The organism is Streptomyces sp. NPDC005962 (assembly GCF_040629205.1).
Classification (GTDB): domain Bacteria; phylum Actinomycetota; class Actinomycetes; order Streptomycetales; family Streptomycetaceae; genus Streptomyces.
On record NZ_JBEXVE010000048.1, the window covers coordinates 1 to 17799 of the forward strand.

Here is a 17799-nt window from a genome sequence, read left to right on the forward strand (position 1 = left end):
ACGCCCCCGCCCTGTTATCTTTCTTCCTGCCCGGGCCGTCCCCCCCCCCCCACGTGCCGCCCCGGCGGGCGGCCCCCCGCGCCCCCGCCCCCCCCCGCCCGGGCCTGCGCCTGTCAACCGGAGAGGACCCGTTGCCGACCACCACCTCATGCGAAATGTCGGGTACTGGGCCGCCACCTCCATGAGAGCTCAGTGCCCCGGGCCGGAACGGGTCCGGACGCTCGTCGCAGTGGCCGCGGGCGCCTGCCTTGGTACCGGCATGACGCTCATCGCCGGGGTGCGGCATGTCCAGGCCAGGGACGGGGCGGGTGGCGGCACCCTGGCTCAGGCAGAAACCAGCCGGGCGAGACGGCCATCGGCTGATTGAAGGAGATCAGCACGATGACCGCACCTGACAGTGTGCCCCTGCACGCCCTGACCGAGGACAATCTCGCCTCGGCGAGTCCGGATCTGCTCCGCGCGATGATCAAGACCTTCGCCGACGCGCCGATGTCCTCCGAGGCCGACGCCGCCTGCGGTGCCGAGTACGGGCAGGTCAACGACGAACACGTCAACCACCGCAACGGCGATAGCCTTCCGTAACCGCCCCCTGGACCAAGGCCCCTACACCTTCGTCTGGGTCGACGCGCTGACACAGAAGGCCGGCGAGGGCGGCCGCATCATCAACGTCCACGCGCTGGTCGCGGCCGGTGTCAACGCCGACGGACAGCGCGAGATCCTCGGCCTGGACGTGGCCACCGCCGAGGACGGCGCCGGCTGGCTCGCCCTTCTGCGCTCCCTGATCGCCCGCGGCCTCACAGGCGTGCAGCACGTCATCTCCGACGCACACACCGGACTCGTCGACGCCATCGGCGCCGTCCTGCCCGGAGCCTCCTGGCAGCGCTGCCGCACCCACTGAAGCCGTAGGAGCTGACCAGGCAAGGGCACCCGGTCTCCGCTCCGACCGTCGGCCGGCTGCTGAAGGGGCAGGGCTTCAGTCTGCAGGCCAGCGCCAAGAAACTGGAGGGAAAGCAGCACCCCGACCGGGACGCGCAGTTCCGCTATATCAACGAGCAGGTCAAGAGGCACCAGGCCGCCGGACAGCCGGTGATCAGCATCGATGCCAAGAAGAAGGAGCAGCTGGGCCAGCTGCCCAACCCCGGGCGGCAATGGCGTCCCGCAGGTGATCCGGTGCAGGTGGAGGACCACAGCTTCTACTTCATCGGCCCCGACGTCGAGGTGGCGATACCCTTCGGCATCTACGATCTGGCCCACGACAGTGGCTGGGTGAACGTAGGCACCGATCACGACACCTCTGTGTTCGCCGTCGAGTCGATCCGCCGCTGGTGGCGGGCCCGCGGCCGGGTGGACTACCCGGATGCCGACATGTTGTTGATCACTGCGGACTGCGGAGGGTCCAACAGCTACCGCTACCGCTTATGGAAGGCCGAACTCGCCGCGTTCGCCGCCCAGATGGGTCTTGCGGTGACCGCCTGTCACTTTCCGCCCGGCACCTCGAAATGGACAAGATCGAGCACCGGCTGTTCTCCCACATCAGCATGAACTGGCGTGGCAGGCCCCTGACCAGCCACGAACTTAAGGACGGAAGAGAGGGACAGCGGGGAGTGGCCGCTACGAGCGGCGGTCAGACCGCGGAGGCCGTGGGCTTGTCGACGCGCGCCACCTGGCGGCTCCTCTACGAGTCGGCGGCACGGGCCAAGGAACTGCTGTGCCTGAACGTCGAGGACCTGTTCACCAGACAGGCGTGGCAGGATCACTGCCAAGGGCGGCGCGATCCCGTGGATCCACTGGCAGTCCGGCGCGGCGCAGTTGCTGCCCCGGCTGATCGCCGGCCGCTCCGAGGGCCCGCTGTTCCTCGAGGAGATCTTCGAGGAGTCCTCCCGGCTGCAACTGCTGCCTGTGCACCCTGAAGTGGCCACAAAGGGGATTGCCGCCAAGCCTCACGGTCTCCGTACCGTCTCGGCCGCCACTCTGCGGCCGAGACGGAGCAGGCCGGGCTGTTCACGGCGGTTGCCCTCACCAGCGGCTACGGGCTCAACAACCACGCCGAGCAGATCTTCGCCAGCGGTCTGGGAGCTCGCGCGAGTTCCGGTTCACACTCCGGGGCCGAAGTCCCGTGCTTGTTCATAACCGAGTTCCAGCAGGGCGGCACGGAGCTTTGCTGCGGCTTCGTCCATAGCTGACTGGTCCTCCTCCTGCTTGGCCTTGCTGAAATCAAAGTCGGACATGTCCCAGACCGGCGCGACATGTATATGCAGATGCGGTACCTCAAAGCCTGCGATGACGAGGCCGGCGCGCGGAGCGTTCCAAGCCCGCTGCACCCCTTGCCCCACGGCCTGGGCTACCTCGAAGCAACGCGCCAGGAGGGCCCCGTCGGCGTCCGTCCACCGGTCGACCTCACGCCGCGGCACAACAAGAGTGTGACCAGGCCGCAACGGAGCGATGGACAGAAACGCGACGATTTCCGGATCCTGCCAGACGAAGCGTCCGGGCAGCTCGCCAGCGATAATGCGTGAGAATACAGTAGTCATACGTGAAATTGTCCTCAGAGACGTCAGGCCGCGGATGACGGCGTATCGGGCAACGACGGCCAGAGATGCGCCCACGGCCACGCCCGCTCCAGCTGCGCGGCCAGTGCCAGCAGTTCGGGCTCCGAACCCGGGCGCCCGACGAACTGGATGCCGAGCGGCAGCCCACTCGACGTCCGGCAGAGCGGCACCGACGACGCCGGGCGCCCGGTCACGTTCGCCAGCTGGGTAAAGGGCGCGGGCTCGAGGTTCGCGGCGGCCAGTTTCTCGACGAGGTTCATCCGGCCCAGCACACCGCCGATCCGGGCAGCCAGCAGCCCCCGTGCGGCGAGCCGGACCGGCAAGGCGAGATCGAACTCGCCGATCGGCCACGCCGGCCGGGCGGTGGTCGGGGTGAGCAGCATGTCGTAGCGCTCGTGGAACGCGGCCAGCGCCCGGGTGTGCTGATGCCAGCGGGACTGCGTGGCCAGATATCTCGGCGCCGAAAGGCTCCGGCCGATCGCAGCCATGATCCGGGTCTCGATCTCGAAGTCGTCCTCGGCACAGCCGGTGAACTCCCGTGCGGCGGTGACCTCGGCGGCGACCATCGCGTACCAGGTCGTGAGGAAGTCGGTGGCCAGGCGCTGCCCGTCGATGGCCGGGGCGGATTCCTCCACGACGTGTCCGAGTCCGGTGAGCAGCTCCGCCGCGTCCCGAACCGCAGTGGCGGCCTGCGGATCAACCGGTCCGCCGAGCGAGGACACCGTGGTCAGCCCGATCCGCAGCGGGCGCGGGGCGTCGACGACGGCGTCGGCGTACGGACGCTCCGCCGGAGCCACCCGGTACGGGCCCTCCGGTGCGGAGCCGGCCAGCACGTCGAGCATCGCGGCGGAGTCACGGACCGTGCGCGACAGCACGCCCTGCACCGCGGCGCCATGGAAGACCTCGTCGACGTCCGGCCCGGACGGGACGACGCCACGCCCCGGCTTGAGCCCGAACAGCCCACAGGCCGCAGCCGGGATCCGGATGGAGCCCCCGCCGTCGTTCCCGCCCGCGACCGGGACGACTCCGGCCGCGACGGCCGCCGCGGACCCGCCGGAGCTGCCACCGGGCGTCCGCGACGGGTCCCAGGGGTTGTGGGTCGGGCCCCCCGCGACCGGCTCGGTTATCGCCCGAGCGCCGAACTCGGGGGTCGCGGTCCGGCCGAACACGACCAGACCGGCATCGAGCCAACGCTGTACCACCGTGGACGTCTCCGGGCGCGGGAAGCGTGCCAGCGACCGATTCCCACTGCCGGTCGGAACCCCGGCGAGATGCTGACCCAAGTCTTTGATCAGGAACGGGACGCCGGCGAACGGCCCGGACAGCGGGCCGCGAGCGCGGGCACGGGCGTCGTCGTCGAGTCGGTGGCGGATCGCGTTGATCGTCGGTTCGACGGCATCGGCACGGGCAATCGCCGCCTGGAGCAGTTCAACCGGGCTCACCGCTCCCGACTTCACCAGCCCGGCCAGCCCGACGGCGTCGTGCTCCCGGTACTCTTCCCAAGTGATACCCATACGAGTGTTCCCATCAAAACGATAAAAGGGGCCGGTCCGCGGCATGCCCAACGTCACGCCCCGGTCATCGGCGTCCCGGCCACGGCCTCACGCAGGTCTCGGCCGGCCGGTCACGACCGCGTCAGACACCGCGTAGCGATGTTGATCAGCCGTGGTCCGAGTCAACACTGTGCCGCAACGGCACACTCAAGCCCATGGATACCGGAATCACACCACGCCGAGTGTCTGCGGCCGGCAGCTGCGGACGCGGGCACGCGATGAAGCTCAGACTGACCGGAGGCAGAAGGGGTGTCCGGCTGCCGGGCCGGCGTAGGCCCCTCCGCCTTCTTGCTATGCCGAGTTGACGTCGCCAGTGGGCTGCGGCTGACGCGCGCCATTTCGCGCGGTCTGGCCTTCCCGCCCCCGACCTGGCGCCTGACCCTCGCCGTCGTCCGCGACGTACTCGCGCAGGTCCTCGGACATCGGCGTCCGACGACCCGCACCCGCGCCACCTCGACGGCCGCGACCTCTACGGAAAGTCGGCGGCGAACTGAGCGAGACGGCTGGCGCGGGGCAGGTCGACAGCGATCGCCGAACCGCCGTACGGACCATGATCGCCATACCTGATGACGAGCGACTCGCTGGGCGGAGGTTTCGCCGCGATGTGACGCAAGTCACATCGCGCGAGGTGGCATCGTTCGTCACTTGATGCCTAAATCTCACTCCTTACAGCCGCCACTCGCTGTGCGCCCGGATCCGCCCGACGACTGCTCACGGAGCCGGGATCGCCGGGAGCAGCAGGTACGACTTCACATCGGGACCGAAGTGCAGGGTGACCGTGCCGCCGAAGATCTCTGCCGGACGATCCTCCGGGTCGGTGTGGATGAAGGGGCCGACGCCCGTCGTCGGGTACATCGCGTTCTCGATTTCCGTGCCTTGGTTGCTGTAGTCGCGACCACCGATGCCCAGCTCGAGGACGTAGCCGGCCGGGACCACGATGCTCGTCGGCCAGATCTCGATGTCGACGTCGACGGGCTCACCGGGGACGAGCAACTCGATGGCGTCGTGACTGTGCACCGGTCGATAGGGTTCGGACCTGTCGGTGTCGAGTCGCCGATGGGAAGCGCGGAGCCATCCCAACGCGATCGGCACCTTCGGGTCGTTGGACCCGATGAACGTGACCTCGGTGCCCTGCGGGTCGTAGAGCCTCAGGCTCAAGAAGAGATCAGCGTCGGCCGTGGCGGACGAGATCCGCAGTTTCGCTGCGGCTGGACCGGTGAACTCTCGATCGTGACCGGCAGGCGGGAGCCTGAAACGCAGGTCTTCGTGCTCCGGCTGGTAGCTCAACGTGCCCGAGGCGCCCGGCGAGGTGCGCAACTCCATGGTCTCCGGACACAGATGGAATTCGGTCCACTCGGTCCGTGCGATCGGCCACTCCTGCTCGAATCGCGGCTCGAACCTCTCTCCTGGATGGCGCACGAGAAGCTCGACGGGCGGCCGATCCAGCCAGCCGTTCTGTTCCCCCTTCAAGAATGTGCCGAAGAACTGCTTCTGCAGCCCGAGCCCGCGATCGTTGTAGAACGGATTGAAGTGGGTGTCCCCGTGCATCTCGAGCCACTTGAGCTCGGATCCGGCTGCCAGGAACCCCTCTACGTTTCCGCGCGTGTGCAGTCCCATCCCGCCCCAGTTGCCAGCCGACAGCAAGGGCACTTCGATCCGGGACAGATCGGCGGAGCGCTCCTGATAGAACTCTCCCTTCACCGGGCGCGCAAGGAGCTCCGCGTAGAGGTCGCGCCGGTTCTGCCGCAGGACATCGTCATCGAGATCGACGTCACCAGCGACGGGACGGCCGGTGTTGCGGTCGGTCGGTCCCCGGCTGCCCATGCCGTACTGGACGGTGAACATCTGGCGTGCCTGCGCTCCCTTGACGAACTCGCACGCGATTCCGCCATGGCGCGCACCCTCGCGGTAGTGGTCGGCGAAGCCCTCCCATACACAGATCGCCGCGAGATGAGGTGGCCGCAGGGCGGCCACCTGCCACTGGTTGGCCGCGAAGTAGGAGATACCGAGGAGGCCGACCTTCCCGTTGCTCCACTCCTGCTGCCCGGCCCACTCGATGCACTCGTAGAGGTCACGAGCCTGGAGCGCGGTCAAGACGTCCAAGAAGCCCGGGGACCGTCCGCTGCCCCGGGAGTCGACACGAACACACACATATCCATCGGGGACCCACTTTTCGGGGTCCGCCATCTCCCAGTTCTGGTAGCGACCCGTCGACCCGTGCGCCACCTCCGGGTATGCCTCATGCATGCGCCGCCAGTTGGCCGGGTAGCCGTCGGCCAGGTGCAGTCCCTTTCCGTAGGGGCCCATCGCCAGGATCACGGGGTAGTCGCCCGGCTCTGTCGGACGGAACACGTCTGCGCGCAGGACCGTGCCGTCGCTGACGCGGATCGGGGCGTCCCAGTCGATCGTGATCCCGTCGACCTCGGCGGGTTGGTCTCGCATGTGTGCCATCGTCAGCTCAGCTCTCTCTTGAGGATTTTTCCGGTGGACGTCATGGGCAGCGCATCGCGGAACTCCACGAGGCGCGGGTACTTGTACGCGGCGAAATGTTCCCTGCCCCAGGCGACGAGCTCGTCCGCGGTGATCTGAGCGCCTGGCTCGGCCACGACGATGGCCTTGACCTCCTCGCCGTGGGAGCCGTGCGGGACGCCGACCACCGCGACGAGCGAGATCGCAGGATGCGTCATCAGCACCTCTTCGAGTTCGCGGGGATAGACGTTGTAACCGCCACGAATGATCATGTCCTTGGACCGGTCGACGATGACGAAGTAGTCGTCGCCGTCCTTCCTGGCCAGATCGCCGGAGCGGAACCAGCCGTCCTTGATCGCCTCGGCTGTGGCCTCGTGCCGGCCGTGGTAGCACTTCATGATCTGGGGGCCCTTGATCGCGATCTCGCCGATCATCTCGGGGGCGCCCGGGGGTATGTCGCTCCAGTCGTCGTTGATGAGTTTCATCTCGACGCCTGCTATCGGCTTGCCGATGGAGCCGACGCGTGGGTCTTCCCCATAGACGCTGAATGACGAGATGGCAGAGGTCTCCGACAGCCCGTAGCCCTCGAGGATGGTGACGCCGAAGCGATTCTGGAAGTCCCTGTGCACCTGGGCAGGTAGTGCTGAGCCACCCGCGGCGGCGACGCGGAGGTTGGCGGCGATCTCGGCTACCGGGACGTCGGGGGTCAGCGCGCCGAGCAGAGCCCAGTACATGGTGGGCACACCTGCGAAGAACGTGACCTTCTCGCAAACCATCGTGGCGATCGCGGATGCGGCCTCGAAACGCGGCAGCATCACCACAGTGCCGCCGAAGGCGAACGCAGCGTTCTGGATCACCGTCTGGCCGAAGGCATGGAACAGCGGCAGTGCGCACAGGTATGTGTCGGGTCTTTCTGCGTCCGCACCGTACATGCCCTTACCCGACAGCGCGGTGAAGTGCATGTTGCGGTGGCGCAGCTCGGCGCCCTTGGGCTGACCCGTCGTTCCCGAGGTGTAGAGAATCACCGCGGTGTCGTCGTCGTCGCGCTCGACTCTCTCGAAGGCGGGCGACTGCTGCGACCACGGCGCCGACCCGCTCCCGAACACCACGAGAGCGACATCAGTCCCGTCGACCGCTTGGCGCGCCGTTTCCCCTGTAGGGAGTTCCGCCGTGCCCTCGAACGCGAAGTAAGCGACAGCGCCGGAATCATCGAGATGGTAGGCCACCTCGCGCGTCTTCAACAGCACGTTGAGCGGCACGACAGTCGCGCCGGCCTTCAGGATGCCGAAGTAGACGATCGGGAAGAAAGGCAGGTTCGGACACGAGAGCGCAACCTTGTCGCCCGGCTTCACGCCGTACTCGACCAGCAGTTTCGCCACCTGGTTCGCCGCCCCGTCCACCTGGGCGTAGGTCAATCTGGTGTCACCGAACACGACTGCGGTGCGCTCCGGATACATACCGACCGAGTTCTCCAGCAGGCCGGCGAGGTGACATTCAGTCATGGCCGATTCCCTTTCGATGAGGCGACTCACTCGATGCGGAGCGGACTGTCCGACACCAAGGCGACCCGAATACGCGTTCACGACTCACGAAACGCGCTCCGTATGCGCTCCGTGGGGCCGTCCAGCGGCCCGGTCACTGCGCGGCCCGGCCGGGACGGGCCACCACGGTGTTGCGCAAGGTGCCGAGACGCTCGACCTCGACATCGACGACGTCGCCGGGCTGCATCAGCCAGGGCGGCGTGCGCGCGTAGCCGACGCCGGAGGGGGTCCCGGTGGCGAGCAGGTCGCCCGCACGGAGGGCGAACGTGCGGCTGATCAGCGCGAGAGTGTCACCGACGGTGTAGACCATCTGGTCGGTACTGCCCTCCTGCACCACCTCACCGTTGACCCGCGTCCGAATGGTGAGCCCGTGGCGGAGGTCGCCCACCTCTGTGGCGGGTACCAGCGGCCCGAGCGGTCCGGAACGGTCGGCGTTCTTCCCCAGGGTCCACTGCGAGGTCAGCTTCTGCGCTCTGCGTGCGGTGACGTCGTTGAACGTCGAGTAGCCCACCACCGAGCCGAGTGCCTCTTCCGGCGTCGCGTCGGTGAGGGTCGCGCCGACGTAGGCGACGACCTCCCCCTCCCAGTCCAGACCGTCCTCATCGAGGGGAACCGGGATCTCCGCCCCATCCACCGCAAGTGAGGCCGGCCAGCGAGCGAACAGCGTGGGATGAGGAGGGATCCCGTCTGCTGCGTACGTTCCCTCGGCCAGATGCGCCAGGTAGTTCAAGCCGACGCAGATCACGCGCGCGTCGGGAAGCACAGGCGGGACCAGGTCGACATCGGTCGCGGGCAGCGAAGGTCCGGTCGGTGGCAGCGTCACCGCATGGTGGGGATCGGCCCAGAACTCTTCCAGTCCGCAGATCGGCGCGACGCCGGCGCCATCCTCGGCGAGCCTTGCGACGACGGTGCTCCCGTCGGTCTCGCGCAAACCGACCAGCCGTATGCCCATGCGAGGTGCCTTCCTGGAATGTCGCAACGTTCTCGAACCGGTGCCGGAGCCGGAGTTGACGTCGGGCGTCGCGCGCGGCGTCCGCAGCGGTTATTGCGCGACCTGGTATTTTTCGAACGAGGCAGGATCGATCGAGACACCTGTTCCTGGCGCCTGACTCACCGCCACGAAACCGTTCGTGATCTCCGGACGGACCGCGAAGAAGTCTTCCGGCAGCCAGTCGTAGTATTCGACTGCCAGGGCTGTGGTTCCACAGCACACCAACTGACTGTGCAGTTCCCATGAGGTGTGGGGAGCCACGGGGATGTTCCAGGTGTCGGCGAGTGCGAGGACGCGCATGAACTCCGTGACCCCGCCCATCCGATGGGCATCGGGTTGCAGGATGTCGACGGCTCCGTGCTCCAACAGCTCTCGGAATCCGTAACGCGAGTACTCGTTCTCACCGGCGGCGATCGGCACCCCGATCGTGCCGTGCAGCCGACCGTAGTCGTGGATGGAGTCTGCGAGTATCGGCTCCTCGAGCCAGGTGATGTCCAGGTCGGTGATCGCGGCGGCGAAACGACGCGTGGTGAGCAGGTCATAGCGCTGGTTTGCGTCGACCATGACGCGACCGGACGGGCCGACGACGTCGCGGACGATCTCGACCCGTCGGACCGCGTCGTCGAGGTCTGCTCCGACCTTCAGCTTGACGCCCCAGAAGTTGCGGGCGGCGTAGGCCTCGGCGGCCGCCCGTAGCTCGTCGTGTGACAACGAGACCCAGCAGCCGTCTCCGTAGACGGGGACCTCGGGGGCCACACTGCCGAGATGGGCATGGAGCGGCTGGTTCGCCGTCCTCGCGCGCAGGTCCCACACTGCGATGTCGACCGCCGAGATGGCGTACATGGCCACACCCTTGCGGCCCCGACTCAGCGAGTGCATGAACATGCGTTGCCACAGGTCGCGGACGCGTGCCGGGTCTGCCCCGATCACGAGCGGAACCAGTTCCGTGCTGAGGAAGGACGCCACGGAGGCGCCACCGCCGCCGATGACGGTGGTCCACCCCTCCCCCACCCTGCCGTCGGTGTCCGTGACCCGCACCACCACCACACCGAGGACATCGAGGGCGGACCCGTAGCTGCTCCGGATCGGGTGCGGCTGCGGGACGGCGAGGTGATGCACCTCGGCCTGGGCGATGACGGCCACGTGGGGTCCTTTCGTCGGAGGGGGGCGCCTTGCTGGGTGCTGCTGTCACGGACTGCCGTCGACGGACAGGAGGATTCAGTGACCTCCCGACTGCGATACAGCTGAGTCCGTGGTCGCGGGCTCGTCGCCGACCGACCGCGGAAGCAGTAACAGTGTGAGGCCGGCAAGGAGTGCGGCTACTCCACAGGTCGTCCACACGGTGAGGTATCCCGAAAGGGGGGCGTATCCCTCGTTCAGCCCTCCCAGCGAACCGGTCGCGGACAGCACGATGGCGAAGACAGCTGTCGCGATGGTGCCGCCGATGGTCTTGGCCGCATTGGTCATGCCCGTTGCGAATCCCGTTCGATCCGATGGGGCCGCCGACGCTGCCAGAACGGGAAAGGCAGCCATGACGGCTCCCGATCCCAGACCGGTGACAACCAGGTTGACCACCGCTTGGCCGGGCGAATCGTGGAAGGGAAGCCAGAGGCCATATCCGGCCGCGCCGACGAATGCCGCGGACACCACCGTCCGGCGTGCTCCGAGCCGACCTGCGACAAACGGGAAGACGACCGCACCGATCGCGATGAAGACGACGTGAGTTCCGATCGCGACGGACACGAACTGTGCACCGGCGCCCAATCCATAGCCTGTGACGTCGGGGTCCGTGCGGGCGAAGGTGACGAGCGGGATCTCGGCGCCGAGAACCGCGATGCCGAACAAGAGCGCCGCCAGCTGCACGGGCCACTGCGCGCGGATCTTCAAAAGCCGCACGTCGATCACGGGTTCGCGCTGGCGTGCTTCGTAGCGTACGAACGGGATCTGGATGAGCAGGCAAGTGATGACGAGCAGCCAGGCGAGTGGACTCGTCGCACCCTGGAGATGCAGGAGCACCATGCCGGCCAGGAACGAGGCAAGCGAGGCCGCCAGCAGCCCGAGCCCCACCCAGTCCGGACGCGCCGCAGAGGCAGTCGGCTCGTCACTCTCGATACCGAACCGGACGACGATGATGCAGGCAGTGGTCAGGACGGCTGGGATCGACAGCGACACCGGGAGCGGCACCGCGCCCGCCAGGGCGCCGCTGGAGACGGACCCGGCGATGATCGAGATGTAGAACGCACCGACAAGAAATCCTGCCGCGTGTCGGCTCAGGCGGTGGTGGTCCTTGGACCCCGCTGTCCGTCGATAGATGATCGCGATCTCGATCGGGAGCCAGACAGCGCATGCCCCCTGCAGCGCGTAGCCGATGAGAAAAGTGGTAAACGACGGGGCGAACACCAGAATCCACGACCCCAGCGCCGTGAGAGACGTCGTCCAGATCAGCACCTGCTTGTGCCCTCGGACGTCACCGAGTCGGGAGAAAGCGAGCACCATGAGTGCTGCCATGCCGTGCTGGGTGGTCTCGAACCAGTTGAACTCGCCATCGGAGATACCGAGGTGGTCGGCGACATCGGTGATGATCGGGCTGTAGAAGCCGCGCATGATGCCGTAGACGAGTTCGGTGAAGACGAGGAGTCCGATCACCTTCGCCAGTCGCGAGACAACCAGGCCCGGCGGTGGAGTGGCGGCTGAGTGTGTGTCGGCTGCCATCGGGAGGGGAACCTTTCGATCTGTGGACCACGCCGGGCATAGCGTCAGCACTCAGCTGCATGGCGGGAATCATGCGAGTTCGCGGAAGCTGCGCCGGCGACGCTGACCACGGTCACCACGGTGTGCGGAGGTCAGTCGAACAGATCGGGAGAGTCCGCGACGATCTGGTCCCACAGAGGCCGGAACTGGAACCAGCCGGCGACCGGATTCCCGGTCTGATTCCGCACGTCCACCGCCGTGTCGTGGTCGACGAGGGTCGGCGTGCCGGCAGCCATCGCCAGTAGTTGGGTCTGGCAGGAGCGCTCCATGGTGATGAACCACCACGCGGCGGCCGCGACGGACTGCCCCACGGTGAGGAGACCGTGGTTCTGAAGGATGACCGCCTTCGCACCGCCGAGCGCGACACCGATCCGGCGGCCCTCCTCGGTGTCGTTCACGACGCCACGGAAGTCGGAGTAGAGCCCCTGATCTTCGTAGAACGCGCACGCGTCTTGCGTGATCGGCGCGAGCGGGATGCCGAGCGTGGCGAAGGCCTTGCCGTGCGGCGAGTGGGCGTGGGCGGCGGCGACCGCATCCGGCCGGGCCTTGTGAACCTCGGAGTGGATACAGAACGCCGCCCGGTTCACCGGTCGCTTGCCATGGAGCAGGTTGCCGACGTGGTCGACATGGATCAGGTCCGACACCTTGATCTGGTTGAAGCTCATGCCGAACGGGTTGACCCAGAAGGTGTCGGCGTATTCCGGATCGCGGGCGGTGATGTGGCCGGCCACTCCCTCGGAGAAACCGAGCTTGCCGAAGACCCGGAACGCGGCCGCGAGCTCGCGCTTGCGGTGCTCCCGCTCCTCCTCGACGGTGAGGTTGACCGGAGGCAACGGCAGTTCGAAGTCGTCGGGAGCCGGCCCGATGCTGGCGCGGACCATCTCCAGGACGTCGGGCGTGACTGCGCTCGTCATGGCTACCTTTTCTATAGAATACAACTCTGTATGTGATAGGGCCGATACTCCGACCTATCCGGCCGACGTGTCAAGCGGTGCGGTCCACCCGCGAACACCAAGGGCGGCATGACCGGTGGCCACATGGACCCCTTGCCTGCGCGGCAACACCCCGGAGCGGGAACGATCCGTAGCGGTCCCGGGGCTCCACCGGTCGGCCGGTGCGCGCACCACTCACGCCACACCAACAGCCCTCGTGAGAAGCGTCGGTATCGACGCATGCTGACTGGAGTATTTCAGATACACTCATGTATCCGTAGGGACGAGCATGGAGGAGCAGTGCCACGAGGATCGACCGGCCAGCGTGCCGTGACGACCGCCCGGCTGCTGGCGAGCGCCGCCGAGGTCTTCGCCGAGCGTGGCTTCAACGGGGCCAGTATCGGAATGATCTGCGAGCGGGGCGGCTTCACACGCGGCGCGTTCTACTCCAACTTCGCAAGCAAGGACGAGCTCTTCTTCGCTATGTTCGAGGCGCATGCCGATGTGATGCTCACACGGTTGCGGACCGCGCTGGAGCATGCTTCTGGAGCGAGCGATCCGCTCCAGCACTTCGCCAGCCTCGCGACCCGCCAGTCCGACAACGATCGGCAGTGGTTCCTCATCTCGACAGAGTTCACCCTGTATGCGATCCGCAACCCCGCGGCGGCGGCCGCCCTGGCCCGCAAGGACGAGGAGGTCCGTCAGGAGATCGGGCGGATCTTCACCGAACTATTGGCGATGGCCGGCCGCGAGTTCGTCATTGATCCCGCTCTGGTGGGCCGCTTCGCGGTCGCCTTGCGTGAAGGTGGCAACGCCCAGGAGTTCGTGGAGCCGGGAAGCCTCGATGCCCGGCTCATGGAGCGGTTGATGCTGCCGACGGTTCTCGACGCATTCTCGCGGGCCTCCTCCGACCCCTCGAGCGATTCCCAAAGGACCGACCGCCAGTAGGAGCGAGAGACGAGATGGCCAATTACGCGGACTTCAATATCGGGCTCTACTTCACGGGGCTCGGGGGCGACAACCCGCCGCCGTACCCGGTGACCTTCGCGGGCCTGGAAGCGGCTGCGCGAGAGAAGCTGGAACACCGACTGTTCGACTACGTCGCGGGTGGGGCCGGTGATGAGCACACTCAGCGCGCCAACGTCACCGCTTTCGAGCAGTGGGGGATCATGCCGCGCATGCTCGCCGGCGCAGCCGAGCGCGACCTGTCGGTCGAGCTGTTCGGCCACCGGCTCCCTACCCCGCTGCTGATGTCACCGATCGGTGTCATCGGCGTGATGACCGACGACGAGCACGGCGACCTCGCAACCGCCGCTGCCTCGGCGACCTCCGGCGTGCCGATGGTGGCCTCAACCCTCATGCAGGACCCACTGGAGGACGTCGCCGCCGCACTCGGTGACACTCCCGGATTCTTTCAGCTCTACACACCCAACGACCGCGACCTCGCAGAAAGCCTCGTGCGCCGCGCCGATGCCGCCGGCTTCAGCGGCATCGTGGTCACCCTCGACACCTGGACCCTGGGTTACCGGCCCCGCGACCTGCAGCACGCGACATTCCCCCAACTGCGGGGATACTGCCTGGCCAACTACTTCAGCGACCCGGTCTTCCGCTCACGGCTTGCCGCCCCGCCCGAGGAGGATCCAGAAGCCGCAACCATGCACTGGGCGACGACCTTCGGCAATCCCACCCTGACCTGGGACGACCTCACCTGGCTGCGCAGCCTCACCGACCTCCCGCTCCTACTCAAAGGCATCTGCCATCCCGACGACGTACGCCGCGCTCGTGACGGTGGCGTCGACGCCATCTACTGCTCCAACCACGGCGGCCGGCAGGCCGCCACCGCCCCCGCCCTCGACCTGCTGCCGGCGGTCGTCGAGGCCGCCGACACCATGCCGGTGATCTTCGACTCCGGTCTTCGCTCAGGCCCTGACATCGTCAAGGCCCTCGCGTTGGGTGCCACCGCCGTCGGCATCGGCCGCCCCTACGGTTACGGCGCCGCGATCGGAGGCCAGGCCGGTATCGAATTCGTCCTCTCCTGCCTGCTCGCCGAAGCAGACCTGACCATGGGCCTCAACGGCTACGCCAGCATCGCAGATCTCACCCCGGACGTGCTCGTCCGAGGCTGGGACTGGTCTGGCGACGCTTGAGGCGCTCCAGGTGCTCCAGCCGCCGACGCGGTCGTTCGAACAATCTGCGCGGTTATGTGCTGGGTGTGCTCGGAGTGCTGAAGGTGGCCACGGCCCGCCGTAGTGTTGCGGGCAGGGGGTCCAGCCGTGGGTGAGCCGCCAGTGGCGCCCGGACCGCAGGTGGCCCACCACGGCGCGATGCAGCGTGGTCCGCTGCGGCAGCCGGTCGAAGTCGGCGGTGCCGGGCGGGACGTGGAAGACGAACTCCAGGACGTCGTCGTCGCCGACGGATCGGCTGCCGAAGTGGGTGAACCGTCGCTGGACGCGGAGGATGTTCGCTTCCGGCGGCAGGTACGCGGCGAGCTGGTCGTCCAGGAGCCAGGAGCTGCACGTGGCGAATCGGGCGGGCTCGTCGGGGAAGTGCCGTGTGAAGAAGTCCCGCGCGGCCCGCAGCGACGCGTCGCACCGGGCCGGGGTCAGCGGCCCGTCTCCGGGGATGTGCACGTCCAGGACCCGTTCGCCGTCCGCGGGCCCATCCGGTCCGGGCGGGCCGCCGAGTGCCGCTGTGTCCAGCGTGGTGCGCTCGAATTGCAGGCACCCGAGTCGGTGCAGTGTGCCGCGGAAGTGCCGCATCACCCACCGCTGCCGGTCGAAACCGCCGGTGCGGTGTGCGAGGCGGTACGTGGTCATCTTGGCGCCGACGTCGGCGAAGGTGGCGGCGACGATGTCGTCGGGGACATCGAGGCGGCGCTGCTGCTCCAGAGCCGACGGCAGTGCCAGCAGGTACAGGTGGACATAGAAGTAGCGTCCGGTTTCCCCGAGCGCGGCGGGCGCGTCGGGCCAGGCCGTCTCCCGCGGCGCGGGCGCCGTACACATCGTGGGGCCGTGGGGGCTCGCGGCGCTGAGCAACTCGGTACCCGGCACCTCCGGCCGCTGGCGCGTGGCCCCGCTGCCCCAGTGGGGCACGGGCAAGCCGGTCCTGGGCACCGACGGCGTCTCCCTGCACGCCATCACCGCCGACAGCCCCCGCAAGGAACGCGCGATGCGGTTCCTCGAATGGATGTCGACGACACCCGAGGCGATCACCACCCGGCTCTCCAGCGGCCGTTCGAGCCTCTTCCCCGCCGCGAAGAACCAGGTCGAAGCCGCCTCACGCCAGTTCAAGACCGACTTCTACGACGGCCAGGACCTGTACGGCCTGGTGACCGACCAGGCCCGCCTGCTGCGCACAGGCTGGACTTGGGGGCCACGGATGCAGGCCACCGCGACGTCCTTGCACAACGGCCTGGCCCGGCTCTGGACTGATCGTGCCGGATACCTGCTGGTCAGTTGCGTTGCCTCAGGTCAAACCCGGTGAAGCCATTTTGGAGCGCTACGGGCCTTTCAGGGCTTGCGGCGCCTCGGGCCAAGACGCTTCGGTCACCCGATGCGCGGCACCCGGCGCGGGCCAGAAGGGTCGCACCCGGACGGCCGCACGGTCCATCGCCGCGATGCGTGGGTAACCGGCTCCAAGGGTCCGGACGGCACCCCCCATCGCCTACCCGTTTTGGCGGCGACGCCCGCCCATGGATGTGCTCGACGTGCGGATCGAGGACGAGCGAAGTCCGAAACCGGTCGTGCCAGCTAGGGCGATGTGTCACTTAATGCCAATATGGCGCTGAGGGAATAAGATGGTGAAAGGGTGGCGAAAGATGACCGACGACGTGGCATCGACCGAACGCAGTCGTGGCGGGATGAGTGAGCAGCGGCGCCGTCGCGTACGTCTGGAGATCTCGCGTGAGGCGGCCCGCCTGTTCTGGGCGCAGGGCGTCGACGGCACGAGCGGTGACCAGATCGCAGAGGCGGTGGGTCTGTCGACCCGCACCATCTGGCGTCATTTCCGTAGCAAGGAGAGCTGTGCGGAGCCGATCGTTGCGCAGAGCGTGGAGTGGGAACTGGCCACTCTGCGCAGCTGGCCGCCGCACCGCTCTCTGGAGGAGCACTTCGCCACGGAGGCGAAGCGGTTGGCCAGCGAGATCAGTTCGTCGGAGCAGGGCGATGCCGGGCTGGGCGTCAAGATGATTCGATTGGCCGAGACCGAACCGGCCCTGCGCACGGCCTGGCTGATGGCCTGCGACCAGGTGGAACACGAACTGGCCGGGGTCATCGCGACTCGCCTCGGAGTCACGCCCGACGGCCTTGAGGTGCGTTTGCACGCCGCAGCCGCTGCGGCGGCCCTGCGAGTCATCAACGAGTACGTCGGAGCCGGTCTTCTGGACGGCGCCGATCCGCGGAAGCTCGGTGACGAGAGTTTCGCCTTCATCGCGGACGCTGTCCGCACGGCCACCGGGGGCGCCGTGGGTGACCCGGTCCACATAGACGAGGCGCCCGCCGAGCCGGACGAGGGCGCCGCCGATCGACAGGAGTAAGCGGTGTCCCCTGAGCGGCAGGAGGAGGCCCGGCTGCTGCCACACGCACCGTGTAGGCCGCTCACCCGTCAGTCCCCCAGAGCATGACAGCGCCGTAGCGGGCAGGTACCGTCGCAGCGCAGAGGGCTGCATCCGCCGTGAGTACAGCGATGTTGTGGCGCCGCAGACGGCGGTCCATGGCGCGCCGGGTGGCTTCGGTGACCCGGCGCCTGGTTCAGCTCAGCACTCACTGTGCCCACTTGAACCCTATGGCCCGGAGCGCCATTTTCGGCGAGTATCAGCCAGCGGGGCCGGGCAGCGGAAGCGTGATCACTCCCGCGACGGCTACGGCCAGTCGGGCTACGAAGACCCCGGCTCTCCATCCCCGATACAGCGGCCGGTGGCGTCTGGCCCAGCCCGGCGCCCTGGAACCGGGCGGCTTGTCCGCGGCGAATACGTCCGGGGGTCGAGACGGCCTCAGCCGGAGCCGCGTACCCCCG

Annotated in this window: 12 protein-coding genes and 3 pseudogenes; 6 read left to right on the top strand and 9 right to left on the bottom strand. The window is 67.8% G+C overall.

The genetic code is table 11. The features are described 5' to 3' along the window. Nucleotides 1-381: 381 nt before the first annotated feature. Both ABZ370_RS42405 and ABZ370_RS42410 read left to right on the top strand, forming a co-directional pair. Nucleotides 382-895: pseudogene (locus ABZ370_RS42405) on the top strand (transposase); the annotation flags it as partial. 11 nt (nt 896-906) lie between these two features. Beyond that, nucleotides 907-1574, top strand: a pseudogene (locus ABZ370_RS42410) (ISAzo13 family transposase); the annotation flags it as partial. A gap of 519 nt (nt 1575-2093) precedes the next feature. Here ABZ370_RS42410 and ABZ370_RS42415 read toward each other — a convergent pair. The 8 genes from ABZ370_RS42415 to ABZ370_RS42450 form a co-directional block, all read right to left on the bottom strand. Continuing rightward, the gene (locus ABZ370_RS42415) at nt 2094-2531 is read right to left on the bottom strand and encodes an HIT family protein (RefSeq protein ID WP_358633415.1); all 438 of its coding nucleotides are present in this window, start codon (nt 2529-2531) and stop codon (nt 2094-2096) included. A 23-nt stretch (nt 2532-2554) separates the two neighbouring features. Next, nucleotides 2555-4063, bottom strand: coding sequence for an amidase family protein (locus ABZ370_RS42420; RefSeq protein ID WP_358633418.1), 1509 nt, complete (start codon nt 4061-4063; stop codon nt 2555-2557). Nucleotides 4064-4813: 750 nt separating this feature from the next. Then, complete coding sequence (locus tag ABZ370_RS42425; protein WP_358633421.1) at nt 4814-6544, bottom strand: CocE/NonD family hydrolase; 1731 nt, start codon at nt 6542-6544, stop codon at nt 4814-4816. A gap of 11 nt (nt 6545-6555) precedes the next feature. After that, on the bottom strand, nt 6556-8073 hold the full coding sequence (locus ABZ370_RS42430; RefSeq protein ID WP_358633424.1) for a long-chain fatty acid--CoA ligase: 1518 nt from the start codon (nt 8071-8073) through the stop codon (nt 6556-6558). A 133-nt stretch (nt 8074-8206) separates the two neighbouring features. Next, nucleotides 8207-9064: a fumarylacetoacetate hydrolase family protein gene (locus tag ABZ370_RS42435; protein ID WP_358633427.1), complete on the bottom strand. Its 858-nt coding sequence runs from the start codon at nt 9062-9064 to the stop codon at nt 8207-8209. Nucleotides 9065-9154: 90 nt separating this feature from the next. Continuing rightward, nucleotides 9155-10246: a mandelate racemase/muconate lactonizing enzyme family protein gene (locus ABZ370_RS42440; protein WP_358633430.1), complete on the bottom strand. Its 1092-nt coding sequence runs from the start codon at nt 10244-10246 to the stop codon at nt 9155-9157. Between the two features lie 75 nt (nt 10247-10321). Beyond that, entirely contained in the window at nt 10322-11815 is a 1494-nt protein-coding gene (locus ABZ370_RS42445) for an MFS transporter (protein WP_358633433.1), read from the bottom strand. Between the two features lie 131 nt (nt 11816-11946). Continuing rightward, nucleotides 11947-12735, bottom strand: a complete 789-nt coding sequence (locus tag ABZ370_RS42450) for a class II aldolase/adducin family protein (RefSeq protein ID WP_358633562.1) — start codon at nt 12733-12735, stop codon at nt 11947-11949. 381 nt (nt 12736-13116) lie between these two features. Between ABZ370_RS42450 and ABZ370_RS42455 the strand changes: the two genes are divergently transcribed. Then, the gene (locus ABZ370_RS42455) at nt 13117-13734 is read left to right on the top strand and encodes a TetR/AcrR family transcriptional regulator (RefSeq protein WP_358633436.1); all 618 of its coding nucleotides are present in this window, start codon (nt 13117-13119) and stop codon (nt 13732-13734) included. Between the two features lie 14 nt (nt 13735-13748). Next, complete coding sequence (locus ABZ370_RS42460; protein WP_358633439.1) at nt 13749-14933, top strand: alpha-hydroxy-acid oxidizing protein; 1185 nt, start codon at nt 13749-13751, stop codon at nt 14931-14933. Between the two features lie 132 nt (nt 14934-15065). Here the strand turns inward: ABZ370_RS42460 and ABZ370_RS42465 are convergent. Then, nucleotides 15066-15788 (bottom strand): annotated as a pseudogene (locus ABZ370_RS42465) (acyltransferase domain-containing protein); the annotation flags it as partial. A gap of 1 nt (nt 15789) precedes the next feature. On the opposite strand from ABZ370_RS42465, the gene ABZ370_RS42470 reads away from it, so the two are divergent. Both ABZ370_RS42470 and ABZ370_RS42475 read left to right on the top strand, forming a co-directional pair. Beyond that, the gene (locus ABZ370_RS42470) at nt 15790-16269 is read left to right on the top strand and encodes an extracellular solute-binding protein (RefSeq protein WP_358633442.1); all 480 of its coding nucleotides are present in this window, start codon (nt 15790-15792) and stop codon (nt 16267-16269) included. A 334-nt stretch (nt 16270-16603) separates the two neighbouring features. Further along, complete coding sequence (locus ABZ370_RS42475; RefSeq protein WP_358633445.1) at nt 16604-17320, top strand: helix-turn-helix domain-containing protein; 717 nt, start codon at nt 16604-16606, stop codon at nt 17318-17320. Nucleotides 17321-17799 lie beyond the last annotated feature (479 nt).

Bases quoted from the DNA above. Each gene is read 5' to 3' on its own strand.
- ABZ370_RS42415 (WP_358633415.1), bottom strand. From the start codon at position 2,531: ATGACTACTGTATTCTCACGCATTATCGCTGGCGAGCTGCCCGGACGC.
- ABZ370_RS42420 (WP_358633418.1), bottom strand. From the start codon at position 4,063: ATGGGTATCACTTGGGAAGAGTACCGGGAGCACGACGCCGTCGGGCTG.
- ABZ370_RS42425 (WP_358633421.1), bottom strand. From the start codon at position 6,544: ATGCGAGACCAACCCGCCGAGGTCGACGGGATCACGATCGACTGGGAC.
- ABZ370_RS42430 (WP_358633424.1), bottom strand. From the start codon at position 8,073: ATGACTGAATGTCACCTCGCCGGCCTGCTGGAGAACTCGGTCGGTATG.
- ABZ370_RS42435 (WP_358633427.1), bottom strand. From the start codon at position 9,064: ATGGGCATACGGCTGGTCGGTTTGCGCGAGACCGACGGGAGCACCGTC.
- ABZ370_RS42445 (WP_358633433.1), bottom strand. From the start codon at position 11,815: ATGGCAGCCGACACACACTCAGCCGCCACTCCACCGCCGGGCCTGGTT.
- ABZ370_RS42450 (WP_358633562.1), bottom strand. From the start codon at position 12,735: ATGGTCCGCGCCAGCATCGGGCCGGCTCCCGACGACTTCGAACTGCCG.
- ABZ370_RS42460 (WP_358633439.1), top strand. From the start codon at position 13,749: ATGGCCAATTACGCGGACTTCAATATCGGGCTCTACTTCACGGGGCTC.
- ABZ370_RS42475 (WP_358633445.1), top strand. From the start codon at position 16,604: ATGACCGACGACGTGGCATCGACCGAACGCAGTCGTGGCGGGATGAGT.